The sequence below is a fragment of the Bradyrhizobium sp. CCGB01 genome, assembly GCF_024199795.1.
In the GTDB taxonomy this organism is placed as follows: domain Bacteria; phylum Pseudomonadota; class Alphaproteobacteria; order Rhizobiales; family Xanthobacteraceae; genus Bradyrhizobium.
This window is the reverse complement of record NZ_JANADK010000001.1, coordinates 5,957,971-5,983,585: the sequence shown is the minus strand read 5'-3', so window position 1 is coordinate 5,983,585 and position 25,615 is coordinate 5,957,971. Positions and strand designations below refer to the sequence as shown.

Here is a 25,615-nt window from a genome sequence, read left to right as displayed (position 1 = left end):
CCTATTTCTGCTTCTCTTCCTCCCAAAAGGCTGTCCCGCCTTCCGCCTTCATCAGCTCGAGAATCTTTTCGCGCGGGATCACGCCGCAACGGCTGGCCCATTGCTGATACTGCGCGGTCATCTCGCGGACGCGATCCGGATGCTGCGCGGCCAGATCGTTCATCTCGGTCCGGTCCGTTTCCATGTCGTAGAGCTCCCACGGTCCTGGATATTTCCGCACTAGCTTCCACTTGCCGACGCGTACGGCCGCATTGCCCTCGTGCTCCCAGAATAGCGGGCCACGGTTGCCATAGGCCGCCGCGAATGACGGCACAAGGCTCTCACCCTCGCAGGGCAGGATGGCGTTGCCGTTGTACTCCTTGGGGTAGGTGGCGCCGGTGACGTCGAGGATGGTCGCCATCACGTCGGTGAGCTGGCTCGGATTGTGCCGCAGGCCGCCCTTTTCGGAGATGCCGCGCGGCCAGTGCACGATGAACGGCGTTGCGATGCCGCCTTCGTGGATCCAGTGCTTGTAGAGCCGAAATGGCGTGTTGGAGAGATTGGCCCACGCCGTGCCGTAGCTCTGATAGGTGTCTTCGGCGCCGGGCATCAGGGTTGGATCATTGCCGAAGCGCACTGGCTTGCCGTCGCGCGTTTTGGCCTTGGCGATCATCAGCTGGTCCACCAGCTCCTTTGCGGTGACGCCTTCCGGAATGTCCTCGGCGCAGGCGCCGTTGTCGGACAGGAAAATGATCAGCGTGTTGTCCATCTGGCCGGTCTCTTCCAGCGCCTTCAGGATGCGGCCGATACCCTGGTCCATGCGGTCGATCTGGGCCGCATAGACCTCCATGCAACGTAGCGTCCATTCGCGCTGCTCGGCGTCGGTCCACGGCGGCTGGGTCGGGTCGCGATCGGTCAGGCGCCAGTTCGGATGGATGATGCCGTCATCGACGAGGCGCTTGAGGCGTTCTTCCCGCAGCTTGTCCCAGCCCGCATCGAAACGACCTTTGTATTTGGCGATATCCTCGTCATGGGCATGGAGCGGCCAGTGCGGCGCCGTGTAGGCGACATACTGGAAGAACGGCGCGTTAGGCTTCTCCGCCTTGTGCTGGCGGATGAAGGCGGCGGCCTGGTCGCTGATCGCGTCCGTATAGAAAAACGATGGATCTTTTTCAGCCTCGTGCTCGATATTGTCGTTGCCGCGCGTCAGCGTGTTTGGATGATAGAAGCTGCCGGCGCCGATGATGGTGCCGTAGAAATGGTCGAAGCCGCGCTGCATCGGCCAGGCGTCGGTTGGTTCGGTGAGGCTGCTGGCGATGTGCCATTTGCCGCTGAGATAGGACGTGTAGTTCCGGCTCTTCAGCGCCTCGGCGATTGTCACGCAGCTCTTGTTGAGGTTGCCGGCATAGCCCTCGGGTCCGTTGCTGTAGGTGAGGATGCCGATACCGGTCTGGTGCGGGTGCAGGCCGGTCAGGAGCGAGGCGCGCGAGGGGCTGCAGCGGGCGGTGTTGTAGAACTGCGAATAGCGCAGCCCGTTGGCCGCGAGGCGATCGAGGTTCGGCGTCTGGATCTCGCCGCCGTAACAGCCGATGTCCGAAAAGCCCATGTCGTCGTTGAGGATGAGCAGGATGTTAGGGCTCTCAGGGGTCTTTGCGCCATTCGGCATGTTTGTGTCCTCGTGATTGACGTGTGGCGTAGTTAGTGGCGGCGCGTCAGGCTGATGCTGAGGCGGAAATATTTCGGCAGATAGACGGCGCGCAGCAGCTCCAGCGCCCGTCCGTCCTTGCCGAAGGTGACGCGCTCGATGGCGAGCAGCGGCGAGCCGACTTTCACGCCGAGCAGCTTGGCGCTGCTTGCGTCGGCGAGATCAGCGCTGATGGTCTGCTGCGCATCCTTGATGGCGAGGCCGAGCTCGTCCTCGAAGACGCGGTACATGATGATCGAGATCAGATCGCGCTTCTCGAGCTCGAGACCGATGTCCGGCGGATAGAAGGCATGCTCGATCGCGATCGGCGTGTCGTCCGCGAGCCGGAGGCGTCGAAGCTGCCAGACGGCCCGTTCGCGAAGCTGCTCGCGAACGGCGGCGTCGTGCCGGTTGGTCATGCCCTGCTGCAGGATCCTTGCACCGGCCTGGTAGCCAGCGTCGCGGATGGTTTCCGAAAACCCCATGAGGTGACCGACCCAGTTCTCGGGCTGGTTCGAGCGCAGGAAGGTGCCGCGGCCGCGAGAGCGGTCGAACATGCCTTCGTTCACCAGCGGCGCGATGGCGTTGCGGATGGTGATGCGGCTGACGCCGAAATGACGGCCGAGCTCGGCTTCGGTCATCAGGCGGCCGGTCTCGTCGATCAGCTTGCCGTCGCGTACCTGGCTGCGAATGGATTCTCGGATCTGGATATGCAGGGGCGTCGAGCCCTCCGCGACGACGTCGCTGCCGAGCGGTGCAGGTTTCTTCTTGCGCGTTGGAACAGCCATGGTGTCAGAGCCGCATGCGTGTCGCTGGATCGAACAGGTGAATGTCTTGCGGTCGGGCCGTGATCGAGATCGTGTCGCCTTCGCCGGGAATGTTGCCGTCGGCGACGCGCATGCGGATCATGGTGCCGGCGCAGTCGAGATCGAGCACGGCGGTATCTCCGAGGTCCTCGATCAGGTCGACGCGCGCGCCGAGACCGCCCTCCGTCATGCGCAGGGCGCCGGGGCGAAGCCCGACCACCACGTCGCGCTCACCCGCGGTCGTGGTCGTCGTCTTGAGACGATGGCCGGCGACAATGACGTCGCCATTCACGTAACGGGCGGGGACGAGGTTCATTGGGGGATTGCCGATGAAGCCGGCGATGTCGATCGAGTTCGGGCGCGCGAACACTTCCGCGGGCGTCCCGACCTGCTGGATCTCGCCGGACATGAACACCGCCATGCGGTCGGCGAGCGTCATGGCCTCTTCCTGGTCGTGGGTGACGTAGACTGCGGTGACGCCCAGCGAGCGCTGCAGCTTCTTCAACTCGGCGCGGGTCTCAAGCCGCAGCTTGGCGTCGAGGTTCGACAGCGGCTCGTCGAGCAGGAACAGGCGCGCCTTGCGCACGATGGCGCGGGCCAGCGCGCAGCGCTGCTGCTGGCCGCCCGAGAGCTGGCCGGGCTTGCGGTCGAGCAGGTGATCGATCTTCACCTTGCGTGCCGCATCCTTCACGGCGGGCGCGATCTCGGCCTTCGGCAGCTTGGCCATCTCCAGCGGGAAGGCGATGTTCTCGGCTACCGTCATGTGCGGGTAGAGCGCGTAGCTCTGGAACACCATCGCGATGTCGCGGTCGCGCGCATCGGTCGAGGTGACATCCTTGTCGTCGATCAGCACGCGGCCGGCGGTCGGCGCATCCAGGCCCGCGAGGATGCGCAACGTGGTGCTCTTGCCCGAGCCGGAGGGACCGAGCAGAGCGAAGAACTCGCCCGGCTTGATGTCGAAATTGACGCCCTTGAGCGCGGCGAACTCGCCGTGCATCTTGACGATGTTGCGAAAACTGACCTGGCCCTGGCCGCTCATCGTCGCCCTCCGCCCTTGACTGCACCGACCGTCAGGCCCTTCACGATATGCTTCTGTGCGACCACGCCGAGCACGACGACAGGCAGCATGGCAAGGACCGAGACCGCTGCGAGCTTGGCCCACAGCGTCTGCTCGACGGAGACGAAATTGAACATGGCGACCGTGACCGGACGCACCGTGTTGCCGCTGAGCACGACGGCGAACAGGAACTCGTTCCACGCATTGAGGAACACGAACACGACGGTCACAGCGATGCCGCCGCGGACCTGCGGAATGATGATGCGCCACAATGTCTTCAGTCGGCTAGCACCGTCGAGATAGGCGGCTTCCTCCATCTCGAAGGGAATGTCCTCGAAATAGGAGACAAGCAGCCAGATCGCGAAAGGCAGGGAGAACGACAGGTAGATCAGGATGATGCCCTGATAGGTGTCGATCCAGCCAATGTTCCGCAGCACCAGGAAGTAGGGGATGATGATGCCGACCGGCGGCAGCATCTGCGTTGCCAACACGTAAAAGCCCGCGAACTTCTTGCCGCGAAAGCGCAAGCGCGCCAGCGCATAGGCCGCTGGCACCGCCATCAGCATGGTGACGATGGTGGTGCCGACCGAGATGATGACGCTGGAGAGGAGGTTCGGCAGGATCGATCCCGAGCCGAACAGCACGTCGCGATAGGCTTCGAGTGTCGGTGCGAACACCAGCTTGGGCGGATAGGCCAGCACGTCGGAATCGGTCTTGAGCGAGTTCAGCACGCTCCAGATGATCGGGAATGCCCAGGCCAGCAGGAAGACCATGGAGATCGCGAGCAAGGCGATAACGCGAAAGCGCTTTGCAGTCATTTCGCCCTCCGCATCGCAAACAGGATGCCGGAGATGATGATGGTCACGATCAAGAGCGCCACCGCGAGCGCCGAGCCGTAGCCGATCGACAGCTCGGTGAAGGATTTCCGATAGGCATAGAGATTGAGGATCTCGGTCGCCGTGCCGGGGCCGCCCGCGGTGACGGTGAAGATCGCGGCGAACGCGGTCAGCGCCACCATCGTCCGCATGATGATAACCATCACGATTGCGGGGCGCAGCAAGGGCAGGGTGATGCGACGGAAACGCTGCCAGGCGGAGGCACGGTCGAGCCGCGCGGCCTCGTAGATGTCCTCGGGCAGAGAGGCCAGCGAAGCCAGCAGCACCATGAACGCGAACGGCGTCCACTGCCAGGTATGGATCGCGATCACCGAGACCATCGCGAGCGTGGGATCGCCGAGCCAGTTCTTGCTGCCGAGCCCCGCATTGATCGCTAGGAAATCAACGATGCCGAATTCGGGGGCCAGCATGAAGGTGCGCCAGATCATGCCGACCACGGCCGGCGACAGCACCACGGGCAGGATGGCGATAACCCTGAACCAGCCCTGGCCGCGCTTCATGTCCATGACCAGCAAGGCGAGCGCCAGCCCGATGATGACCTGGAGCGCGACGGTCGAGCCGGTATAGACGAGGCTCACCAGCAGCGAGGTCCAGAAGCGCTCGTCGGCAAGCAGCACCTGGTAGTTCTCGAACCCGACGAAGCCGTTGGTGAACGGCATCGCCAGATCCATCCGGAACGCGCTGGTATAGACCAGGAAGAGCAGCGGAAACGTCGTCGTGGCGAGCAGGGCGAGAAACGCCGGTGCAAGCAAAGCTGCTGCAAACCGGCGCTCGCGCTGCGCCAATACGCGGCCGAAATCGCTGCGAGGCGCCTCACTCGCAATGTCGACCGATGTCACCGCTGTCGTCGCCATGGCTCAGCCGCGCATCATTGGCTCGATGCGGCGCTGCGCATCGTCCAGGGCGGCCTTGATCGTGGCCTGGCCGGAGAGGGCCGACTGGATCGCGGTCGCCATGGTGTCGCCGATCGCCGGCCATTGCGGCACGCGCGGACGCCAATCGACATCGGTGTCGTCCTGCAAGGCGCCCATCGTGGCCTCGACGAAGTTCTCGCCAAAGCCGTTCATCAGCTTGATGTAGTCAGCATCCTTCCAAACCGAGGTGCGGTTGACGCCGGAACGCTTGGTGGGACCAGCGAAACGATACGAGGTGCGCGCCTGGGTCTCGGCGCTCGCGGCCCACTGGATGAACAGCCAGGTGGCCTTCCGCTTCTTCTCCGGCAGCGCGGAATTGATTGGAAAACCCCAGTTCCAGATCGAAGTGGTGCGCTTGCCCGAGGGCCCCTTCGGCCAACGGGCATAGGCGACCTTGCCGATCACTTTCGACTTCTCGGGATTGTTGATCACCGAGGCCGACGAGTGCGCATCGATGTAGCTGGCAACGGTGCCTTGCGAGAAGGCATCCGCGATATCCGGCCAGTTCCAGTTCGCCGCCGCGGTCGGCGCGTATTTCTTCATAATATCGACGTACCAGGCGAGCGCCGCCTCGGCCTCGGGGCCGTTGACGGTGAGCTTGCCGCCCTTCATCCAGTCGCCGCCGAATTCGCGGAAGATCGACGGATAAATGTACATGTTCTGGCCCGCGCCGGCGACGCCGCGCAGCGCCGCGCCCCAGACGCGATCGTTCGGCGTGTTCAACGCTGCGGCATTAGACATATAGGCTTCAAGCGTATCGGCCGGCTTCAGGCCCTTCGCATCGTAGAGATCCTTGCGATAGACCTGGATTGTGACCTCGCCGTCATAGGGCATGCCGTAAAGCTTGCCGTCGATGCCGTTGGCGCTGCGCCAGGCCGGAATGATGTCGTCGAGCTTGAACCAGGCCTGATCGGTCAGCGCCTTGTCGTTCAGATAAGTGTCGAGCGGCTCGACCCATTTGTTCGCGGCGTAGAGCGCATAATACATGGGGTCTGCGGCGTGGGTCGCGTAGGTGCCGGTCTTCGAGGTCAGGTCGATGACGCTCTTCTGCCGGATCTGCGCCGGCGGAATCTTTTCGAAGCGGACGTCGATGCCGGTCAGCGCCTTGAACTGCGGCGCCAGCGTGATCAGGTTTTCGAAATAGCTCGCCGGGATCACCGCAACAGTAATGGTCTCGCCGGAAACCTGTTGCCAGTCGATCTGCGCGGATTTGTAGGGCGCGAGGTCGGCGTCCTGTGCGGATGCGTGCCGTAGGATGCCAGGCCCAAACGTTGCCAGAGCCGCAGCCGCGGTTCCGGTTTTGAGTAGTGTTCGTCGCGTCGGCTTGAATGACGTCATGCTGTCCTCCCGAAAATCCGGATTTTTCCGGTTAGTAGGGACTTTTGCCTAAATGTTATAACAAGTCAATCGGGGGGAGGTTCGGTCGAGGAGCCGGCGAATGACGGCGGTGAGGAGTGACGCCGGCGGAGCTGGAGCCCACCGTGCTAGATCCAGACGGCATAGGCGCATCTATCGTGCGCGCAACGAGATCGTATCAGTTGGGGTTTTCCAGGCTGAACCTGTCCGACTGCTCGTCATAGGCGAACAGCTGGGCATAGCGCCCCCAGACACCACCGTCCTCAGCGTCTCCTCCGCATAGTTCTCGGACATGTAGTCCTCGAGCTTGTTGCGGAACCGCGCCGAACGGGCGGTATGCGAGGGACGCTCGTCGAGCACGCGACGAATCAATCCCATCAGAGGCACGTAAGCGACGAGATGTTCTTTCCGCTCTCGCGTGATCGCCAGACATCGCAGCGAAGCGGAGATCTTGAACTCGCTACGGCCCGCGATCGCGAAAGTCAGGTTGGCGAGTTTTGGGGCGTCCCTTCGGGGACGATGGTGCGGACGATACTCTGATCAAGCGCTTCGTAGTCCGAATATCCGATGGTGCGATAGAGCTCGGCGCGGGTCTGCATCGAATCGAGCATTCCGTGCGTGCCATGGTCGCGCTTCAAGGCAGCGTAAAGGTTTTCCTGCGCGCGCGCGGCAACGCGCAATGACGAAACCGGCCAGATCACCATCTTGTAGCCCATCGCCTCGAATTCCGGCGCCGTAAAGAAGGGAGTTCGACCGAACTCCGTCATGTTGGCCAGCAACGGGACGTCAGGCATGCGGCGCGAAAATTCCCTGAACATCTCGGAGGTGGTCAGCGCTTCCGGGAAAATGGCGTCGGCTCCTGCCTCGATATAGAGCCGGGCGCGCGCAACAGCCCCTTCAATCCCTTCTTCCGCTGCGGCGTCCGTGCGTGCCACGATATAGAGATGGTGGCGGGCCTTTGCGGCCGCGGCGATCTTCGTGGCGAAATCGCGGGGATCCGCGAGCTTCTTGTCGTTGAGATGCCCGCACTTCTTTGGCAAGAGCTGATCTTCCAGCTGCACCGCAGCCGCGCCCGCGTCTTCGAACACGCGCACCATATGCATGACGTTGAGCACTTCGCCATAGCCGGTGTCGCCATCCGCCAGGATGGGAAGGTCGGCCGCGCGCTTGAGCTGACGTATGAAGAACGCGACCTCATCCACGGTGATGATGCCAAGATCCGGAATGCCCATGGACGCGGTCATCGCGGCGCCCGACAGATAGAGAGCGCCGAAACCGGCCTGCTTGGCCTGGAGTGCCGCCATGCCATTGTGGGCGCCGGGCATTGCCAGAATGCCGGGACGCGCAAGAAGATCGCGAAACCGAAGGCCGGGGGCGCGCGTGTTGGTGTCGGCTGAAGTCAGATAGGTCATTGGCGAGGGCTCCCGTATTGTTACGCGCTGCGCTTCGCAAGCGCAGTCGTTCGGTCATTCCTGTAAAAGACGTTTCCCTCGAACAGCCGTCTCGTGGTGCGGTAGACCGCGCCGTGAATCGCCCGCGCTTTTGCGGGATCGTCAGCGTGTTCGACGGCCGCATCGACCACGGTCGTGCCGGAGGGGTGTGCAATGGTGATCGGGCCATCGCCGGCGCGCGCCATCCGGTTCGCAAGCGTGCCGTTGATGCGCACCGCGATCGCGAGGCAGGTGGCGCCGGTGATCGGGACCGCCCGGTGCGGCTGGCCGATCGAGATCATCCGGATGCCCAGCGACATGTCCGAGGGCTCCAGCCGCTGCCCCGACAAGGTCGTCATCGGGCGCGGCGAGACAATCATCGCGACCTTGGGCACGCTGGGGATCCTGGCTGCTTCGGCCACGCTCGGCGCGAGGCCCATCGCCACGGAGGCTGCGCAGCGAATCGCTTCCATCCGTTCGAGAAAAACTGGATCGCTCTCGAGTGCTTCGGGCATCTCGCCGCCGTCCTTGCCGACCGAGGCGGCCGCAACAAAGACGCAAGGGTTGGCGGCATCGACGAGAGATGCTTCGATCGAGCCGAGGCCGGGAATATCGAAATGATCGCACGGATGCCCGGTCGGGAGCAGGCGTCCGGTCCTGGTGCCGCCGGGATCGATGAATTCCAGCCGGACAGGGGCACCGTGTCCGCTCACGCCATCGATCGCCATCTCGCCGTCGGTCTCGATCTCACCGTCGTTCACAGGGAAGCGCGCGACGATGATCTTGCCGGTATTGGTGTTGTGAATGCGCACGACAGCTTCACCGTTCGCGGGCGCCTTCACCAGGCCTTGGCTGACGGCGAACGGGCCCATCGCCGAAGACATGTTGCCGCAATTTGCGCTGTAATCGACCGCGGCGCTCTTCACCGAGATCTGGGCGAACGTATAGTCGATGTCGGCGTCCGGCCGCGTCGGCGCGCCGACGACGCAAACCTTCGAAAGGGATGACAGCCCGCCGCCCATGCCGTCCAGCTGGCGGCCATTGGGATCGGGCGAACCCATCACGGACAGGAAGATCGGATCCCATTGTGCAGGATCTGCCGGCAGGTCGCGTCTGTTGAACACAACGGCTTTCGACGTGCCGCCGCGCATGAAAGTGGCTCTGAGCTTGTTCTGGGGCATTAAGTCCGTCTTTTGCATACCGATGTATACGCTGGATACCACTGTATACATTCATCCGGCGGGCTGCTACCCTTATTCTATTCGGTGGACGCTGATTGCCTCGTTCCAGACAGGCGGCGCGGCGCCGAATATTTTGTGTCGTTCGCTTGCCTTGTACGGTCAGAAGAATCGGACGCAGATCATTGATGGACGGCTTGGCGCGTCACGCTCGTACGAGCAGCTCCTGCCGAATGAGATCGGAAAGACTTCATGAACGACGAGATGGTGTTGCCGGACCGCACGAAGTTCGCATCTGCTGCCGACTACGCTTACGCGGCGCTGCGGCGTGAGATCGTCGAAGGGCGCTTTGCTCCGGGGCGGCGCATGCGCGAAGTCGAATTGGCGGAACATCTCGGCATCAGCCGAACGCCGACGCGTCAGGCGTTGACGCGGCTCGAACTCGAGGGCCTGCTCGATCTTCGGCCGCGAACCGGGCTTGTCGTCTCCGTTCTCGATCTGGATGCGGTCGAAGAACTCTACGAGATGCGTGCGGCGCTCGAAGGGACTGCGGCCGCATTGGCCTCGAAGCATGCAAGCCCGAAAGATCTTGCCGCACTGGCAAGACTTGTCGCCGAAGGTGAAAAGCTCGAGCGCGAGCCGTTCAAGCTCTATCGCCACAACAGGGAGCTGCATGACGCAATCCAGGTCGCCGCCCACAACCGCTATCTCGAAAAGAGCTTGTCGGCTCTTCAGGATGCGATCGCGCTGCTGGGGCCGACGACCTTGGCCGAGAAGGGCCGCTTTGCCGTCGCGCAAGCCGAGCATGCGGCGATCGTGCAGGCCATTTCGCAGCGAGAAGGGGAGAAGGCCGAGCGGCTTGCGCGGGCGCATGTCCTGAGCGCGCTCGAGACCCGTCGGGCGATCCTGGCGAAAGAGCGTGATCTGGAAGCGCGCCGCGAACAGGACGGCTCCTGAATCAACGTGCGAGCTGAACCGTCTTCGTTGCTCGCAGAGCTGTTTCTGATCCTCAGTCAGCCGACATATCCCCCGTAAAATACTGTTCTGGCTCAATTTTCCGTAAAATCCGGAATCGTCTCATTCTGTCTTGCATTCCAATGTATACATTGGTATTCACAAGAATACAGAAACGCAGCGACGAAGGCTTGGCGGGAAGGAACGGAAATGCACGAAGAGTTCGATGTGATCGTCGTTGGCGCGGGAAACGCCGCTCTGGCTGCGGCAGTCTCGGCGAAAGAAAACGGCGCCGATCGTGTCGTCGTTCTCGAGAAAGCTCCTCGCGAAATGCGAGGCGGAAACACGCACTGGAGCGGCGGCGTTCTGCGCTTCGCTTATGACGAGCCGCGCGAGATCGGGGCTCTGCTGCCGGGCATCGAAGACGAGTTCGACAATTTCTACGACGGCATATCTCCCTACACGCAGGAAGACTTCCACGGCGATCTCGTGCGCGTCACCAACGGGCGGACGGATCCGACGTTGTCTCGTCTTCTCGTGTCGAACTCGCAGGCGACCGTTCGCTGGATGAAGGACACCGGCGGCATCAAGATGGAGCCGGCGATCAGCCTTTCCGCGGTCAAGAAAGACAACGTCATGGTCTGGGCGCGCGGCCTCGTCGTGCGCGCGGCGCACGAGGGCGTCGGTCTCTCGCGCAGCTGGTTTTCGACCTGCGAGCGCATGGGCATCGAGGTGCGCTACGGCAATGCCGTCTCGGAGCTGCTTGTCGATGACCAGGGGCGCGTCGTCGGCGTCAAGACCAAGGACGAGGAGGGCGTTCGCTCGCTCGGCGCGAAGGCCGTCGTGCTCGGCTGCGGCGGTTTTGAAGCGAATGTCCAGATGCGCACGCAACACATCGGTCCGCTGGTCGGCGCTGCGAAGGTCCGCGGGACGCCTCACAACCAGGGCGACGGCTTGCGGATGGCTCTGGCGATCGGCGCCATGCCATGGGGGCAATGGAGCGGCTGCCATGCCACGCCGATCAGCGCGGATTGGGGTGACTTCGCGCCGCGCGAAATGACCGACCGGAGCAATCGTCTGTCCTACGTCTATTCGGTGATGATCAATCGCAAGGGCAAGCGCTTCGTCGACGAAGGCGAGGACGGCGCGCTCTTCACCTACGCCAAATTCGGCCGCGCCATTCTGGCCGAGCCGGGCGCCAAGGCCTACCAGCTGTTCGACAGCAAGGTGATCCATCTGCTCGAGCCGCGCTATTCGACCAGCGATCCGATCAAGGCCAATTCGCTCGAGGAGCTGATCGCGCAACTCGATATCGACGACAAGGCGCAGGCGCTCAAGACGGTCCTCAACTACAACGACCACGCGCGCTCGGCGGACGAAGGCTTCGATCCCACGAAGAAGGACGGCCTGTCCACCAAGGGGCTCGATCTCGAAAAGACCAACTGGGCGCTGCGGCTCGACAAGCCTCCTTACTATGCCTACAGCGCGACGGGCGGCATCACCTTCACGTTCGGCGGCCTGAAGATCAACGAGAACGCCGAAGTGATCGGCACGGATTGGCGTCCGATCAAGGGATTGTACTGCTGCGGCGAACTCGTCGGCGGCCTGTTCTACGACAATTATCCCGCGGGCACCGGTCTCGTCTCGGGCGCGACCTTCGGCAGGATCGCGGGCCGCAATGCCGCGAGCCAGCAAAGCGTCGCGCCGGCCGCGGCGGTGGCATCGCGATGAGCGCCGGCGCCATGAGGTCGGGTCCTGATGCCTGGGCCGAAAGCCTGGCGGACAAGATCTCCGCCCGCGATCCGCGGTCGCGAGATACCAAAGCGGCAGCAAGGGCCAGGGCGGCGGTCATCACCGCGTTCGGTCGGACGCTGTCCGGTGCGCCGGCCACCATCACGAAAGCGCTGCTGGGGACGTCCGGTGTCGCAACGACCGGCGGCCCGTCGCTGATCTTCGGCACCGAACGGCGCACGAGCGCGGTCGATGCTGCGTTGATCAACGCCACGGCTGCGATGGCGGGATCCGAAGCATCACGTGAAGCCGTGAATTCGGCCTGTATCGTGGCGCTGTTTGGGCTCTGCGAGGAGCGCGGAAAAACCGGGCAAGACTTCCTCGACGCGTTGATGTCAGGCGCGGAGATCGCTCCTTGTCTTGCGCCGATGCTGTCGCCGGCAGGCGGCCAGTTCGGACCAGCCTTGTTCGGTGGCGTCGCGGCGGCTGCACGCGTGCTCGAATTGAGTCGCCCGAAAATTGCAGCCGCGCTGCTCCTGGCAGGAATGGCAAACGTTGACAGTCCTCCGGCCGGACGGGTCGGACCGGCGTCGCTCATGGTCGGTCTGAGCTTTCGAAGCGGATTGCTGGCTGCCTTGCTTGCCGAAGCCATGGACGAAGCGTCCTGCGCCGAGATGATCAGGAGCGAAGGGGGCGAGATCGCAACTCTGGCGGCGAACGACAGCGCGCCGAGCGATGCGGCCTTCGATCTTCTTGCAGTTCAATTGCCGCCGTCAGCTGATCTCTGGGATCAATTCGAGCGGCAGGCGAGCACTGTCCTGCCGCGCGATCAGATCGGTCCGCTGTTCGAGCGGCTCGAGACCATCGACAAGGTGACAGACCTCGCGACGGTATCGCGCCTGTTGCAGGGACGCGGTGCCCAAGCGGCTCCAAAGAAGGTCGTCTTCGCCCCGCGGGGAACGCACGAGCCGGAGGAGACGAACTGGGTTCCGTAACCCGCGAGTGAATGCGAGGCGGCCAAGCCGCGATCGCAACGACAAGCCTTACCTGAAAACAAAAGAACAAGGCAGACAAGAGTCACATCTGGGGAGAGATTGGAATGAAGCGTTTTGAGTTGGTTGCCGTACTCGCCGCATCGGTCGTGTGTTCCGCGGCGCAGGCCGAAGACAGTGTCACGATCGGCGTGCACGCCAGTTTTTCCGGTGCCGGCGCTGCGTTTGCCGAGGGCATGCTCGCCGCCACCGATTTTGCCGCCGAAGACGTCAATAAAGACGGCGGCCTCGAGGTCGCCGGCAAACGCTACAAAGTCCTGCTCAAGCAATATGACGACCGCTATCGCGCCCAGGACGCGGTCACGGCCATGGATCGCCTCATGATCCAGGACGGAATCCGCTTCGTGGTGGGTCCGATGGGATCGGCAGCGGCGGTGGCAACGAAGGATCAGACCACCTCTGGAAAAGTCATCACGATGACGCTGGCGTTCACGCCGCGGGCGCTCGGCGCGGATGCGCCGTATGCGTATCGGCCGGTGATCACCACCGGCGAATTCTCCGACCCGCAGGTGGCCTGGCTGATGAAGAACACCTCTGCCAAGCAGGTCGTGTCGCTGCTTCCCAATGACGAGACCGGGCAGCAGATCGGCGTTGCGAACTTCAACTCATACGCCAAGGCCGGCGCGAAGCTGCAGGTCGAATATTTCGAACGTGAGCGCGTCGACTTCGTGCCCATTCTGACCCGCATCCTGATGAAGGCCGACGGTCTCGAGCTTGGCGGCAACTCTCCGACCACCGCCGGGCTCATCCTCAAGCAGGCCCGCGAACTGGGCTATCGCGGTCCGGTGTTCGTCACGGGCGGCGATGTCGCCGCCGAGATGCTCAAGGTGGCGGGCAAGGATGCGGCTGAAGGCACCTATGTCCACCTGCCCATCGATACCGGCCTGCCGGACACGGCGGCCTATGTTGCCCGCTTCAAGGCCAAATACGGCCCGAACATGAACGGGTTCAGCCCGTTCTTCTATGCCGGCCTGCAGATGTTGTTCACGGCCATGAAGAAGGCCGGGACCGTCGACGACACGACGAAGATCGCAACGACGCTGGATGGATTGTCCGACGTTCCCACCGCGATGGGCAAGGCGGGCTGGACCGGCGAGCAGAAGTACGGGATCAAGCACCAGATCGATCTTCCGTTCTATGTGGGGCAGATGAAGGACGGCGTCGTCACCAAGGTAGCCACCTGCGACGTCAACGCCTGCAAATAAGCGACTGCCGGAACACGCGAGGCGCTTGGCGCGCCTCGCTGAAGCGATTGGAGTTGTCGTCCCGTGAGCATGGAAATCATTCTAGCCCAGACCATCGTGAACGGCCTCATGGTCGGCATGATCTACGTGTTGATGGCCATCGGCTTCACCATGGTGTTCGGCATCATGCGCATCGTGAACTTCGCGCATGGTGAGTTCTACATGGCCGGCGCGTTCCTGTTCGCGATCCTCTATGGCAGCAACGATGTGCCGTTCTCCATCAGCGTTCTGCTGGCCGTAGGCGCCACGGCGTTGCTGGGCCTGCTGATGGAGCGGATCGTCTTCCGCAAGTTTCGCGGCAACGAGCTGAACGGGATGATCGCTTCCGTCGGCGTCGCTCTCATTCTGCAGAACAGCGCGCTGCTGATGTGGGGGGCGTCGGCACGCACCGTGCCGCCTGTCATATCCGGGGTCCTGTCCGTCGGTGGCGTGGTGTTCCCCTGGTCGCGGCTGGTCGTCATCATCGGGGCGATCGTCGCCGTCGTGTCGCTCAACCTGCTGATCGGTCATACGCGAATTGGTCGGGCCATGCGTGCCGTCGCCCAGGACGCCGAGATCGCGCAGGTGCAAGGTATTCGCGTCGACGTGATATTTCCGGTCGCGTTCGTGCTGGGCGTGAGCCTTGCGGCCTTCGCCGGCGTCCTCATGGCTCCTGTGCTGTCGGTCTCGCCCTTCATTGGCCTCGCGCCGACGCTGAAGGCCTTCGTGATCGTCGTCATCGGCGGGCTTGGTAGCGTTCCCGGCGCCGTGGCGGGCGGATTGCTCATCGGCCTGATCGAGAGCTTTGCGGGAACGTTCGTGAGCGCCTCGCTATCGGAGATCCTCCAGTTTCTCGTCGTCATCGCTGTCGTACTGCTGCGTCCGCAGGGCCTGCTGGGCCGAAAGGAGCGTGAGGCGTGATTGCTCACACAGCCCAGTTCAAGCCGATGTCCTATGTCGGCGTCGCAGCCGCCGTCGGTCTCGCCGCGCTACTGCCCTGGTTCGCACCGAACCAGTTCTATGTTCACCTCGCGACAGTCGGCTGCATCAATCTCATGCTCGTGCTGGGCCTCGCCATCATTGCCCGGGCGGGGCAGCTATCCATGGGCCATGGTGGCTTTGCGCTGGTCGGCGGATATGTTTCGGCGCTGTTGTCGATGAGGGGCTGGCCGCCTCTGGTGACCCTGTTCGTCGCGGGGCTGGTTGCGGCCGTCATCGCCGCCGCTCTTGGCTGGATCATCCTGCGCTTGCGCGGCGTCTATTTCGTGCTGGTGGCCTTTGCGTTCAGCCAGATCGCGGTGTTGCTGGCGCTGGACATGAGCTCGGTCACGGGCGGCGCAAACGGGCTCGTCGGTGTGCCCCCGATCTCGATCTTCGGCTACGTCCTTCGCACCAAGCCGCAATTCTATCCCTTCGCGCTCGGTTGCGCGCTGGCGACGCTGCTCCTGACCTGGCTGCTCTACCGGTCGCCGCTCGGCACGATGATGGCGGCGACCGCCGAGAACCAGCGCCTTACCGAATCGAGCGGCATCGACACGCATCGAGTGCAGGTGATCGCCTTTACGATCGGATCCGGCATCGCGGGTTTTGCGGGCGCGTTGTCGACGCACTATCTCCGGTTCATTTCGCCGGATTCATATACGTTCTGGGAGTCAGTCTCCTACCTGACCATGCTGGTCGTCGGCGGGCGTGACGGGGTGCTGGGGCCGGTCGTCGGCGTGCTGGTCCTGACGCCCTTGCCGGAGCTGCTGCGATCCACTGAGGGATTGCAGCATATCATCTACGGGGGCGTGCTCGTGCTTTGCCTGATGTTCGTTCCGAACGGTCTGGCGAGCGTTGTCCAGGCCTGGCGTTCGCGCCAACGGGTTGCAGAAATTAGCGCAGCGCGCGTGGCCGAGGAAGTGCCATGAGCATGCTCGAAGTCGATAGCCTGAAGCGTTCCTTCGGCGGGCTTGTTGCCGTTCGGGACGTGTCGTTTGATGTCAAAGAGGGAGACTTTCTCGGCCTGATCGGTCCGAACGGCGCAGGCAAGACCACGTTGTTCAACGTGATCTCGGGCGTTCTGAGGCCGTCGGCGGGGACGGTCCGGTTTCTGGGCCGCGATATCTCCGGGCAGCCGGCCAATCAGACGGTTCGCCAGGGGCTGTCGCGGACCTTCCAGGCTGCAACCATCTACCCGGAGGCGACGGTCATCGAAAACGCCGCGCGTGGCACGCTGGCTTCGGGCTTGTCCGGCCTGTGGGGTGGGTTGCTTTCGGATAGATGGCGGGTGGCAGCGGAAGAGAAAGCGTTTGATGTGCTCGATCTGTTCGGGCTAACCCGTCGCGCAGGCTTAAAGGCTCGCGAGCTGTCCTATGGCGAGCAGCGGCGCCTCGGCGTCGCCATCGCGCTCGCCAGCGAACCCAGGCTCCTGATGCTCGATGAACCGGTCGCAGGGCTCAATCCAGAGGAAGCGGCTGAGCTCGCGTCAGTTCTCCGCCGTGTGCAGGCGGAGCGCGGTGTCACCATGGTGATGGTCGAGCATCACATGCGCACCGTCATGGGCCTGTGCAATCGCGTCGTGGTGCTGGACCACGGCACGCTGATCGCACAGGGAACGCCTGCGGAGGTCGTATCAAACCCGGTCGTGATCGAGGCGTATCTCGGCAAGGAGGCTGTCCATGCTTGACGTTCGCGGGATCAGCGTTGCCTACGGCCCTCTCACGGCGGTCCGCAATCTGAGCCTGTCCGTTGCCGACGGCGCCATTGTCTCTCTCATCGGTTCAAACGGTGCGGGCAAGACCACCACGATGAAGGCCATCATCGGCCTTAAACCCGTGAGCGGCGGAGAGATCTATTTTGACGGCGAGCGGATCGACGGTGCCTCTGCGCCCCAGCGCGTCGGGCGCGGTATCGCGCTGTCGCCCGAAGGACGACGTGTCTTCCCGCAGATGAGCGTGCTCGACAATCTCCTGGTGGGTGGTTATTCGCAGCGAGACAGGGCTCACCAGAAGAAGACGCTGGACCAGATCTACGGATATTTTCCCCGTCTTGTGGAGCGAAGGAGCCAAATGGCCGGTTCGCTGTCGGGCGGCGAACAGCAGATGGTCGCCATTGGCCGCGCGCTCATGGCGAGGCCGCGCCTGTTGCTCCTGGACGAGCCCTCGCTCGGGCTCGCTCCGATCATCGTCGACGAGATCGCGCGTATCATCGTCGAGATCAACCGCGATATCGGCATGTCGATCATCCTGGTCGAGCAGAATGCAAAGCTGGCGCTCAATCTCTGCAACGAAGCCTTCGTGCTCGAAACCGGCGCGGTCGCGCTGAGCGGGAAGGGCAAGGACCTGCTGGCCAGCGACTACGTGCGGCGCGCCTATCTCGGCATCTAAATAAGTGTCTGTCTGGAAATTCCGGAGTTGTAACATGACTGGATCTTCGACCTTCGGCTTCATCGGTTTGGGCGTCATGGGCGAACCCATGTGCCGGCACCTCGTGCAGAAGACGAAGCAGAAAGTACTGATTCACGACATCAATGCCGAGCCAGTGGCGCGTCTCGTTCAAGCTGGTGCGGTCGATGTTGGCTCGATCTCGGGGCTCGCAGGGGCGGATGTGATCTTCATTTCCATGCCGAGCGGCGAGCACCTCAAGAAGATATGCGAGATGCGCGGAGGGCTGCTCGAGTTCGCACGCGCCGGCCAGACCATCGTCGATCTCTCCACCAGTCCGTTGAAACTGACGCGCGAACTGGCCGGCGTCTTCAAGGCAAAGGGCGCCGACTATGCCGACGCACCCGTGGCCCGGACGCGGGCGGCGGCGGAGGCGGGGACGCTTGCGATTTCGGTCGGGGCGACGGCGGACGTGTTTGCCCGCATCGAGCCGCTGCTCCGCTGCTTTGCCAGCGAGGTCACCCATTGTGGCGATGTCGGATCGGGTCAGGTCGTGAAAATCCTCAACAACATGGTCGTGGTCGGGACCGTGACCGCGCTGTGCGAAGCCGTCGCAATCGCGAACTCGGCGGGCGTATCGACAGAGACCTTGTTCGACGCCTTCTCCAAGGGCTCCGCCGACAGCTTTGCGCTGCGCAATCATGGCTACAAGGCGGTCGCGGCGCAGGAATTTCCCGAACGGGTGTTCTCGACCGACTACATGCACAAGGACATGTCCTACGCGCTCGACATGGCCAGGGATGCCGGGATCGAGGCGAGGGAAGCGGCCCTCGGCGCCGGTCTTCTGGCCGAAGCCTCGCAGAACGGCTTTGGGGCGAATTACTGGCCGGTGATCCTGAAGATCATCGCGCGTTCCTCGAAATAGTCGTGATCGAGCCATTCGGGCTCTAGCAAGAAAGACAACGGGAGGGTCTGGTGCGGGTGCTGTTGTTGACGATTGTCCTGCTGCTTTCGCAGTTGAGCGGGGCAGGGGCGCAAAACTATCCCTCGCAGCGGATTACGGTGATCGCGCCGTTCGCGCCCGGCAGCGGGACCGATGGCGTTGCGCGCATCGTGTTTCAGCGGCTGTCGGAGCTGCTGAAGACGACGATCGTCATCGACAATCGCGTCGGCGCCAATGGAGCGCTGGGCGCAACGGCGGCTGCTCGTTCAGTACCTGATGGATATACGTTGCTGGTCGGCGGAACGTCCACGCACGCAGCCAACCCCAGCATGCTGAAATCGATCCAGTACGATCCCGTCGCCGACTTCGCGCCCATTTCGCAGTTTGGCCTGTTTCCCTATTTTCTGATCATTGATCCGGGCCTGCCCGTCAAGAACGTGGCCGATCTCGTGGCGCTGGCCAAGACCAAGCCGGGCTCGCTCACGTTCGGTTATGCCAACGCGCTTGGCCAGCTGTCCGGCGAGGCATTCAAGCGGCGGGCGGGCATCGATATTGCTGCCGTGCCCTATCGGAACAGCCCGCAGGTCGTCACCGACATCATCGCGCAACGCGTGTCCATGACGTTCACGGATATGGCTCCCGCGGTGTCCCAGGTCGAGGCCGGCACGGCACGCGCGCTCGCCACCACAAACCTCGGCCGGGCCTCGCGTTTCCCCGAGATCCCGACGATGAAGGAAGGGGGCCTCGAGTTCATCAACATCTCCGCATGGAGCGGGCTCTTCGCGCCCAAGGGCACGCCGCCGGAGATCGTTGCAAAGCTCGCCGAGGGCGTGCGCGAGGTGTTGGCCGAGCCCGAGACCCGCAGCCGGCTCGCCGATATCGGCTTCGAGGCGCAATGGGTCGGGCCGGCGGAGTTCGGCGAGCACGTCAAGAGCGACATGGAATTGTGGGCGACGACAACGAGGGAAGCTGGCATCGAGCGCCAGTGAACGACGACATGTCCGAGTATGAAATCTATGCGATCCGTTACGCCAGGAAGGATGACCGGCGCTCGTCGGAGAACTTCATCGCGCACGATGCGCCCGATACGCAGATGCCGATGGACTTCTTCGTCTGGGCGCTGGTCAGCCGAAACCGGACGGTGATCGTCGATACCGGCTTTGACGAGAAGGCCGGAAGGGCGCGCAACTACGCCGTCACGCGGCCGGTTGCCGAAGGGCTGAAGCAGATCGATATCGATCCTGAGAACGTCAAGGACGTCATCCTGACCCACATGCATTGGGACCATGCCGGCAACCACGATTTGTTTCCCCGGGCGCGGTATCACGTGCAGGAGCGCGAGATGCATTTCTGCACGGGCCGGTGCATGTGCGACGCGCAGCAAAGCAAGGCCTACAATGCGGAGGACGTCGGCCATATCGTCAGACGGAACTTCGAAGGAAGCGTGACCCTTCACGATCCAAACTCCGATTTCGACGACGGAATATCCTTGCACTGGCTCGGCGGTCACACCGCGGGACTTCAGATCGTCAGGGTCAGGACGCGACGAGGTTACGTGGTGCTCGCCTCGGACGCTTCGCACTACTACGCCAACATTCTCCAGAGCCGGCCATTTCCTGTGTTGTTCGATACGAAGCAGACGCTGAACGGCTTCGCGGTCATCCGGAAATTGGCCGATAGCCCGTCCCATATCATCCCGGGGCATGACCGGCAGGTGCTGTCGCTGTTTCCTGCCGCGCGCGATGAGCTCGACGGCATCGCGCGACTGGATGCCGATCCTCGCGGAAGCCCTGCCTAAACACCAAGCCAAAAGCGAAGGCCGGCGCAGCGCGCGCTGTCCGGATCAGAAGCACAACAATTCGCCAATTGCGGAGATGATGGATCATGCCCAGGAAGTATGGACTTGCGATTGCCAACGAGACGGTGACCACGCCGAACCAGGAATGGTTCGCCGCCATAAACCCCTATAGCCGCGAGGAATGGGCATTGGTGCCGCAGGCAACGCCCTCGCAGGTCGCCGATGCGATCGCCGCTGCCAGGACCGCCTATGACTCCGTCTGGAGCAAGACCACCGGGCTCGCCCGCGCGACGTTGCTGAACAGGCTGGCCGATCTGCTCGATGCCCAAGCCGAGCGCATGGCCATCATGGAGAGCACCGACAACGGAAAGATCATCCGGGAGACCCACGGTCAGATGCATTTTGCCGCGCGCGCCTATCGGTTCTTCGCGGGCTGCGCCGACAAGATCTTCGGCGATACCATTCCGCTGGACCAGCGCGATGTCTTCGACTTCACGCGCCGGGAGCCGATCGGCGTTGCGGTTCTCATCACGGCCTGGAATTCGCCCATGGGCCTGCTTGCGAACAAGCTTGCCCCGGCGCTTGCGGCAGGCAATTGCGTCGTCATCAAGCCTTCCGAGCATGCATCGGTGACGACGCTGGAATTCGCCGAGCTGGTCCGGGAGGCGGGCTTTCCGGCGGGCGTCGTCAATGTCGTGACCGGCGACTACAGGGCGGGGCAGGCGCTGCTCACGAGTGGCCGGATCGATCGTGTCAGTTTCACGGGGAGCCCCAATGTCGGCCGTCAGATCGCGGCAGAGGCGGGCCGCTCCCTTGTCCCGGTCACGCTGGAGCTGGGCGGCAAGTCTCCCAACGTCATCTTCGAAGACGCCGACCTCGACAAGGCGACCGTCGGGGCTCTCGCCGGCATTTTCGGCGCAACGGGGCAAACATGTATTGCCGGCTCGCGGCTCCTCGTTCAGCGCTCAGTTCACGATGAGATCGTGAAGCGGCTCGTCGCCCGCGCCCGGAAGATCAGGCTCGGCAATCCATTGGAAAAGGCGACCGATATGGGGACGGTGGCGAACGAGCCACAGTTCGAGCGGATCCTCAAATGCATCGGCGATGCGCAAGGGGAGGGCGCGGTTCTCGCTTGCGGCGGAAAGCCAGCGACAGGGGATGGTCTGGGGAAAGGCCTGTTTATCGAGCCGACCATCTTCACCGGCGTGGAGAACAAGATGGCGATTGCCCAGGAGGAGGTGTTCGGGCCTGTGCTCTCGATCATTCCCTTCGATACGGAGGAGCAAGCGATCAGCATCGCCAACGATACCAGATATGGCCTGGCCTCCGGGATTTGGACGACGAACCTGTCGCGCGCATTGCGCGTCTCGCGGGCCATTCATGCAGGGACGGTCTGGGTGAATACCTATCGTGCGTCCAGCGCGATGGCGCCGTTCGGTGGCTTCAAGGAGTCGGGATTTGGCAAAGAGCGTGGGGTGGCGGCACTGGATGAATTCTTGCAGACCAAGAACGTCATGATCGATTTTTCGAACGAAGAGCGCGATCCGTTTGCTCTGAAGATGTGAGGTCTCGTGAACAGAGCGGTGCCAACGTGCCGCTCCTCGCAATCTCTGGAGGCACAATCGCTGCCTCCGGAGAACAACGGCGGTCGATGAGATCGCCATCGCCCTCGGGGCGTTTCCTCCCCTGACTCGAGCTCCGTGGCCGGCGCGGCTGCGGAGCTCCTTTTCCCGACAATGCCGGGCTGCCTCGGCCGGCGAGGGCGATATTTGACCGGCAGATCGAGAGCTCGGCGAAGCCTGCCAAGCGCTTTGACGGGCGACGCCGTCGCATAGTCGGTCAAAAAAATGCATTATCTTGAGTCGAGCGCCTTCCTCTGATTGAGCCCTCTGAGGCTGATTTCGCTGATAGTTCGACCGAATTCCCGCATCGATGCAGGAATTTCTGTCAAACGAGGTGTTGACCGTCGCCGAATAGAATGCATTATGCATTTTATGTTGGTCACTGAAGCCCAGGGCAAGGCGCTGCTGCGCGCCGCCGCCATCGCCACACCGTCCAGCCAGGAATTGCGCTCCCTCGACGAAGCGCGGACCTGTCGCATCGAGCTGCCCGTTGCCGTGAAGGCGCAAGTCGCCGCCGGTGGGCGCGGCAAGGCGGGGGGCATTCGCAAGGCGAATTCGCCCGCCGAGCTGGAAAATGCATTCGATGCGATCATGGGAATGCGGTTCGCCGGCGAGGCGCCGTCGTCCGTTCTGGTCGAGAGCTGGCTCGATATCGAGCGCGAGCTCTATCTCGCCGTGGCGATCGATAGCCGTGTCGGCGGCTTCAACGTGCTCTATTCGCCGCGCGGCGGGGTCACCATCGAGGATGGGCCGCCGCCGCTGAGCTATCCGGTCGGGCTCGCACGCAATTTCCGCGCCCACGCTTTTCGCGCGCTCCTCGCGCCGGTCGAGAGTGACCCGAAGGTGCGCGAGCGCGTGATCTCCATTGCGCGTCGCCTGCTCGATATCGCGCAGGCGAATGAATGCACGACGGTCGAGATCAATCCGCTGGTCGTCGCCAGGGGCGGCGCACTGATCGCAGCGGATGCCAAGGTCGTCCTGGACGAGGCGGCGGCCTTCCGCAAGGCCGCCACGGCGTCGGCCATTGCGGCGTCCCGCGACAGGGCCGAGCGTGAGATCCGGTTGTGCGAAGAGGCCAGCCTGATGCTGGTCTGGCTCGACGGCGAGATCGGCCTGATCTCGGGCGGGGCCGGCATGACGATGGCTGCGATGGATGCGATCGACGGCGCCGGCGCGCAGCCGGCCTGCTTCCTCGATGTGAGCGGCAATCCGACGCCCGCAGGCTTCGGGCTTGCCTTTGATCTGCTTGATCGCGCTCCGAACGTGAAGGGCATTCTGGTCAGCATGTTCGGCGGCGGGCTGCACACCGACCGTGTGGCCAAAACCCTCGTCGAACTTCTCGCGAGGCGAACATCCTCGAAGCCGGTGACTTTGCGGCTGAATGGCACCCGCAGCGATCTCGCGACGACCATCCTGCGCGACGCCGGCCATCGAAACCATGCGACGTTGGAAGCGGCCGTGACCGACATTGTGAAGCAGGTTGGGGAGGCGCGGTCATGAGCATCCTTCTCGACGCGGATGCGCGCGTGCTGATTGTCGGCATCACCGGCAAGTTCGGGACATTTTCAGTCAAGGATCTCGCGCAGAGCCAGACCAGGGTCGTGGCCGGCGTGGCGCCGGGGCGCGGCGGTCAGACGATCGAGGGCGTTCCGGTCTTTTCCAGCGTCGCGGCCGCCATGAAGGAAACGCACGCCAATGCGGCGCTGATCTATGTGCCGGCCGCGGTCGCGCTCGACGCGGTGCTCGAGACCATCGAGGCAGGCTGTCCGCTGATCGCCTATCCCGGCGACGGCCTGCCGGTGCTGGACGCGATGGAAATGCGTGCTGCTGCGCTGGAGCATGGAGCGCATCTGGTCGGCCCGAACTCACCCGGACTGATCTCTCCCGGCAAGGCCAAGCTCGGTTTCATGCCCTCCTTCTGCTACGCGCCGGGACCGATCGGCGTCATCTCGCGCAGCGGCTCGCTCTCCTATGAAGCCTGCTTCCGCCTGTCGTCGGCCGGCCTCGGCCAGACCAGCGTGATCGGCATCGGCGGCGATCCCGTGCGCGGCGTCAATGCCGCCGAAGCGATCGCGTTGTTTCACGGCGACCCGGACACGCGCGCCATCGTCTATCTCGGCGAAATCGGCGGCTCCGAGGAATATGCGCTTGCCGAATACGCCGGGCGTCCGGATGCCAAGCCGTCGGCGGCCCTGCTGGTCGGCCGCACCGCGCCCGCCGGCAAAAAGATGGGGCACGCCGCCGCGATGATCGGCTCCTACGCCGAGAGCTGGGCCGCCAAGGTCGAGGCGCTGGATCGTGCCGGCGTCGTGATCGCGCGAGACCTCGACGGTCTCGCCGCAGCTGCCGCTGCGGCACTGGCCCGCGCCATGAAACCCGCAGCCTAGCAAACGTAAACTCATACAGGGATGGAGACGAGAATGTCAGACGTGATGGAAAAAGAGGTCGGTCACGCACCGGCGGAAGGAAAGATCACCGACGAGGCGATCGCGCAGGCGCGCAGCATGATCGGTCTCCAGCTTCGTCCCGAAGGGCCGTATCTCCAGGACGCCACCGAAGACACCATCCGAAATTTCTGCAACGGCATCGGCGATCTCAACCCGCTCTATCGCGATGCCGAGCACGGCCGCCAGAGCCGCTACGGCGCCAATGTCGCTCATCCCATGTTTCCGATGGCGTTCGGCTGGATCGGCCGCACGCGCTGGGGCCTTCCGGGCGTGCACGGTTTCTACGCCGGCAACGATTGGGAATTGTTCCGCCACATCCGTCCGGGCGACCGTATCACCGCGATCGAGCGCGTGGTCGGTATCGAGGAGAAGGAAAGCAAATTCTCCGGCCGCCTCGTGCTGCAATATGTCGAGGCGACCTATTCCAATCAGCGCGGCGACGTCGTTGCCCGCGCGCTCGGCACCTGCACGCGTCACGAGCGCAAGGCCGCGCGCGATGCCGGCAAGTACAAGGACGTCAAGCCCTATGAGTACACCGCCGACGAATTCGCCGCGCTCGACGAGGCGATCCTGAAGGAGGACGAGCGGATGCGCGGCACCGCAGTACGCTACTTCGAGGACGTCAATGTGGGCGACGAGTTGCCGCCGATCGTGCGGGGCCCGCTCTCGCTGATGGACACGATGGGTTTCCTGGTCGGCTGCGGCCGCGGTCACACCCACGGCATCGTGCTGAAGTCCGCGGTCAAGCATCCCGGCCATTTCTTCCGCAATCCGGAAGCGGGCGGCGGCATCGAATATACCGGCATCGGGCACCATCGCGAGTCGGTCGCCAAGGAGGTCGGCGTTCCCGGTACCTATGATTACGGCCCGCAGCGCTCCTCCTGGCTCGCGAGCCTCGTCACGAACTGGATGGGCGACGCGGCGTTTCTGAAGCGCGTGCGCACCGAGATGCGGCGCTTCAACACCATGGGCGATTCCACCTGGTGCAAGGGCAAGGTCAGCAGGAAATACGTCAAGGACGGCTTTGCGCTGGTCGATCTCGAGATCTGGGGCGAGAATCAGCGCGGTGAATTGACCACGCCGGGCCTCGCCACCGTGATGCTGCCGTCGCGCAACGTGGAGAACCGCGTGTTCTTCGATGGCGGCCAGCTCGACCTTGAACTGCCGACGATCCGCTAGA

The 25,615-nt window shown here is 63.4% G+C and carries 23 protein-coding genes and 1 pseudogene; 15 read left to right on the top strand and 9 right to left on the bottom strand.

Features of this window, described 5'->3' with window-relative positions:
• Window position 1: 1 nt before the first annotated feature.
• The 9 genes and pseudogenes from NLM25_RS27935 to NLM25_RS27895 form a co-directional block, all read right to left on the bottom strand.
• Window positions 2-1,645 (bottom strand): arylsulfatase, encoded by a 1,644-nt coding sequence (locus tag NLM25_RS27935; RefSeq protein ID WP_254120580.1) that lies wholly within the window; start codon window positions 1,643-1,645, stop codon window positions 2-4.
• Window positions 1,646-1,677: 32 nt separating this feature from the next.
• Window positions 1,678-2,451: a GntR family transcriptional regulator gene (locus NLM25_RS27930; RefSeq protein WP_254139129.1), complete on the bottom strand. Its 774-nt coding sequence runs from the start codon at window positions 2,449-2,451 to the stop codon at window positions 1,678-1,680.
• 4 nt (window positions 2,452-2,455) lie between these two features.
• Window positions 2,456-3,508, bottom strand: a complete 1,053-nt coding sequence (locus tag NLM25_RS27925; protein ID WP_254139128.1) for an ABC transporter ATP-binding protein — start codon at window positions 3,506-3,508, stop codon at window positions 2,456-2,458.
• Window positions 3,505-4,344 (bottom strand): carbohydrate ABC transporter permease, encoded by an 840-nt coding sequence (locus NLM25_RS27920; RefSeq protein WP_254139127.1) that lies wholly within the window; start codon window positions 4,342-4,344, stop codon window positions 3,505-3,507. The genes NLM25_RS27925 and NLM25_RS27920 overlap by 4 nt, the downstream gene beginning before the upstream one ends.
• Complete coding sequence (locus NLM25_RS27915) at window positions 4,341-5,276, bottom strand: carbohydrate ABC transporter permease (RefSeq protein WP_254120572.1); 936 nt, start codon at window positions 5,274-5,276, stop codon at window positions 4,341-4,343. The genes NLM25_RS27920 and NLM25_RS27915 overlap by 4 nt, the downstream gene beginning before the upstream one ends.
• Before the next feature lie 3 nt (window positions 5,277-5,279).
• Entirely contained in the window at window positions 5,280-6,674 is a 1,395-nt protein-coding gene (locus tag NLM25_RS27910) for a sugar ABC transporter substrate-binding protein (RefSeq protein ID WP_254139126.1), read from the bottom strand.
• 196 nt (window positions 6,675-6,870) lie between these two features.
• Window positions 6,871-7,097: pseudogene (locus NLM25_RS27905) on the bottom strand (AAA-associated domain-containing protein); the annotation flags it as partial.
• Window positions 7,098-7,174: 77 nt separating this feature from the next.
• Window positions 7,175-8,104 carry a methylisocitrate lyase gene (prpB, locus tag NLM25_RS27900; RefSeq protein ID WP_254139125.1) on the bottom strand — a complete coding sequence of 310 codons (930 nt, stop codon included), beginning with the start codon at window positions 8,102-8,104 and terminating at the stop codon, window positions 7,175-7,177.
• Between the two features lie 20 nt (window positions 8,105-8,124).
• Window positions 8,125-9,303, bottom strand: a complete 1,179-nt coding sequence (locus NLM25_RS27895) for a 2-methylaconitate cis-trans isomerase PrpF family protein (protein ID WP_254139124.1) — start codon at window positions 9,301-9,303, stop codon at window positions 8,125-8,127.
• Window positions 9,304-9,552: 249 nt separating this feature from the next.
• Here NLM25_RS27895 and NLM25_RS27890 point away from each other — a divergent pair, with 249 nt between their 5' ends.
• From NLM25_RS27890 to NLM25_RS27820, 15 genes are all read left to right on the top strand, one after another.
• On the top strand, window positions 9,553-10,257 hold the full coding sequence (locus tag NLM25_RS27890; protein ID WP_254139123.1) for a GntR family transcriptional regulator: 705 nt from the start codon (window positions 9,553-9,555) through the stop codon (window positions 10,255-10,257).
• 207 nt (window positions 10,258-10,464) lie between these two features.
• Window positions 10,465-11,985: an FAD-dependent tricarballylate dehydrogenase TcuA gene (tcuA, locus tag NLM25_RS27885; RefSeq protein ID WP_254139122.1), complete on the top strand. Its 1,521-nt coding sequence runs from the start codon at window positions 10,465-10,467 to the stop codon at window positions 11,983-11,985.
• A gap of 11 nt (window positions 11,986-11,996) precedes the next feature.
• Window positions 11,997-12,980, top strand: a complete 984-nt coding sequence (locus tag NLM25_RS27880) for an MmgE/PrpD family protein (RefSeq protein WP_254139121.1) — start codon at window positions 11,997-11,999, stop codon at window positions 12,978-12,980.
• Between the two features lie 104 nt (window positions 12,981-13,084).
• The gene (locus NLM25_RS27875; protein ID WP_254139120.1) at window positions 13,085-14,242 is read left to right on the top strand and encodes an ABC transporter substrate-binding protein; all 1,158 of its coding nucleotides are present in this window, start codon (window positions 13,085-13,087) and stop codon (window positions 14,240-14,242) included.
• 69 nt (window positions 14,243-14,311) lie between these two features.
• Window positions 14,312-15,181, top strand: coding sequence for a branched-chain amino acid ABC transporter permease (locus NLM25_RS27870; RefSeq protein ID WP_254124434.1), 870 nt, complete (start codon window positions 14,312-14,314; stop codon window positions 15,179-15,181).
• Window positions 15,178-16,170 (top strand): branched-chain amino acid ABC transporter permease, encoded by a 993-nt coding sequence (locus tag NLM25_RS27865; protein WP_254139119.1) that lies wholly within the window; start codon window positions 15,178-15,180, stop codon window positions 16,168-16,170. Before NLM25_RS27870 ends, NLM25_RS27865 begins: the two co-directional genes overlap by 4 nt.
• On the top strand, window positions 16,167-16,928 hold the full coding sequence (locus NLM25_RS27860; protein ID WP_254139118.1) for an ABC transporter ATP-binding protein: 762 nt from the start codon (window positions 16,167-16,169) through the stop codon (window positions 16,926-16,928). Before NLM25_RS27865 ends, NLM25_RS27860 begins: the two co-directional genes overlap by 4 nt.
• A complete protein-coding gene (locus NLM25_RS27855) occupies window positions 16,921-17,628 on the top strand; it encodes an ABC transporter ATP-binding protein (RefSeq protein ID WP_254139117.1) in 708 nt (235 codons plus the stop codon). Before NLM25_RS27860 ends, NLM25_RS27855 begins: the two co-directional genes overlap by 8 nt.
• A gap of 34 nt (window positions 17,629-17,662) precedes the next feature.
• Window positions 17,663-18,550 carry an NAD(P)-dependent oxidoreductase gene (locus NLM25_RS27850; RefSeq protein ID WP_254139116.1) on the top strand — a complete coding sequence of 296 codons (888 nt, stop codon included), beginning with the start codon at window positions 17,663-17,665 and terminating at the stop codon, window positions 18,548-18,550.
• A 50-nt stretch (window positions 18,551-18,600) separates the two neighbouring features.
• Window positions 18,601-19,557, top strand: coding sequence for a tripartite tricarboxylate transporter substrate binding protein (locus NLM25_RS27845; protein ID WP_254139115.1), 957 nt, complete (start codon window positions 18,601-18,603; stop codon window positions 19,555-19,557).
• An 8-nt stretch (window positions 19,558-19,565) separates the two neighbouring features.
• Window positions 19,566-20,366, top strand: coding sequence for an N-acyl homoserine lactonase family protein (locus tag NLM25_RS27840; RefSeq protein WP_254139114.1), 801 nt, complete (start codon window positions 19,566-19,568; stop codon window positions 20,364-20,366).
• A gap of 86 nt (window positions 20,367-20,452) precedes the next feature.
• The gene (locus NLM25_RS27835) at window positions 20,453-21,931 is read left to right on the top strand and encodes an aldehyde dehydrogenase (RefSeq protein ID WP_254139113.1); all 1,479 of its coding nucleotides are present in this window, start codon (window positions 20,453-20,455) and stop codon (window positions 21,929-21,931) included.
• Between the two features lie 420 nt (window positions 21,932-22,351).
• Window positions 22,352-23,488 (top strand): ATP-grasp domain-containing protein, encoded by a 1,137-nt coding sequence (locus tag NLM25_RS27830; protein ID WP_254139112.1) that lies wholly within the window; start codon window positions 22,352-22,354, stop codon window positions 23,486-23,488.
• Window positions 23,485-24,375, top strand: a complete 891-nt coding sequence (locus NLM25_RS27825; protein WP_254139111.1) for a CoA-binding protein — start codon at window positions 23,485-23,487, stop codon at window positions 24,373-24,375. Before NLM25_RS27830 ends, NLM25_RS27825 begins: the two co-directional genes overlap by 4 nt.
• Window positions 24,376-24,408: 33 nt before the next feature.
• Complete coding sequence (locus tag NLM25_RS27820) at window positions 24,409-25,614, top strand: MaoC family dehydratase N-terminal domain-containing protein (protein ID WP_254139110.1); 1,206 nt, start codon at window positions 24,409-24,411, stop codon at window positions 25,612-25,614.
• The last annotated feature ends 1 nt before the right edge of the window (window position 25,615 follow it).

Excerpts from the sequence above, each read along its gene's own strand:
- NLM25_RS27935 (WP_254120580.1), bottom strand. The coding sequence starts at position 1,645 with ATGCCGAATGGCGCAAAGACCCCTGAGAGCCCTAACATCCTGCTCATC.
- NLM25_RS27930 (WP_254139129.1), bottom strand. The coding sequence starts at position 2,451 with ATGGCTGTTCCAACGCGCAAGAAGAAACCTGCACCGCTCGGCAGCGAC.
- NLM25_RS27925 (WP_254139128.1), bottom strand. The coding sequence starts at position 3,508 with ATGAGCGGCCAGGGCCAGGTCAGTTTTCGCAACATCGTCAAGATGCAC.
- NLM25_RS27920 (WP_254139127.1), bottom strand. The coding sequence starts at position 4,344 with ATGACTGCAAAGCGCTTTCGCGTTATCGCCTTGCTCGCGATCTCCATG.
- NLM25_RS27915 (WP_254120572.1), bottom strand. The coding sequence starts at position 5,276 with ATGGCGACGACAGCGGTGACATCGGTCGACATTGCGAGTGAGGCGCCT.
- NLM25_RS27910 (WP_254139126.1), bottom strand. The coding sequence starts at position 6,674 with ATGACGTCATTCAAGCCGACGCGACGAACACTACTCAAAACCGGAACC.
- prpB (WP_254139125.1), bottom strand. The coding sequence starts at position 8,104 with ATGACCTATCTGACTTCAGCCGACACCAACACGCGCGCCCCCGGCCTT.
- NLM25_RS27895 (WP_254139124.1), bottom strand. The coding sequence starts at position 9,303 with ATGCCCCAGAACAAGCTCAGAGCCACTTTCATGCGCGGCGGCACGTCG.
- NLM25_RS27890 (WP_254139123.1), top strand. The coding sequence starts at position 9,553 with ATGAACGACGAGATGGTGTTGCCGGACCGCACGAAGTTCGCATCTGCT.
- tcuA (WP_254139122.1), top strand. The coding sequence starts at position 10,465 with ATGCACGAAGAGTTCGATGTGATCGTCGTTGGCGCGGGAAACGCCGCT.
- NLM25_RS27880 (WP_254139121.1), top strand. The coding sequence starts at position 11,997 with ATGAGGTCGGGTCCTGATGCCTGGGCCGAAAGCCTGGCGGACAAGATC.
- NLM25_RS27875 (WP_254139120.1), top strand. The coding sequence starts at position 13,085 with ATGAAGCGTTTTGAGTTGGTTGCCGTACTCGCCGCATCGGTCGTGTGT.
- NLM25_RS27870 (WP_254124434.1), top strand. The coding sequence starts at position 14,312 with ATGGAAATCATTCTAGCCCAGACCATCGTGAACGGCCTCATGGTCGGC.
- NLM25_RS27860 (WP_254139118.1), top strand. The coding sequence starts at position 16,167 with ATGAGCATGCTCGAAGTCGATAGCCTGAAGCGTTCCTTCGGCGGGCTT.
- NLM25_RS27855 (WP_254139117.1), top strand. The coding sequence starts at position 16,921 with ATGCTTGACGTTCGCGGGATCAGCGTTGCCTACGGCCCTCTCACGGCG.
- NLM25_RS27850 (WP_254139116.1), top strand. The coding sequence starts at position 17,663 with ATGACTGGATCTTCGACCTTCGGCTTCATCGGTTTGGGCGTCATGGGC.
- NLM25_RS27840 (WP_254139114.1), top strand. The coding sequence starts at position 19,566 with ATGTCCGAGTATGAAATCTATGCGATCCGTTACGCCAGGAAGGATGAC.
- NLM25_RS27835 (WP_254139113.1), top strand. The coding sequence starts at position 20,453 with ATGCCCAGGAAGTATGGACTTGCGATTGCCAACGAGACGGTGACCACG.
- NLM25_RS27830 (WP_254139112.1), top strand. The coding sequence starts at position 22,352 with ATGCATTTTATGTTGGTCACTGAAGCCCAGGGCAAGGCGCTGCTGCGC.
- NLM25_RS27825 (WP_254139111.1), top strand. The coding sequence starts at position 23,485 with ATGAGCATCCTTCTCGACGCGGATGCGCGCGTGCTGATTGTCGGCATC.
- NLM25_RS27820 (WP_254139110.1), top strand. The coding sequence starts at position 24,409 with ATGTCAGACGTGATGGAAAAAGAGGTCGGTCACGCACCGGCGGAAGGA.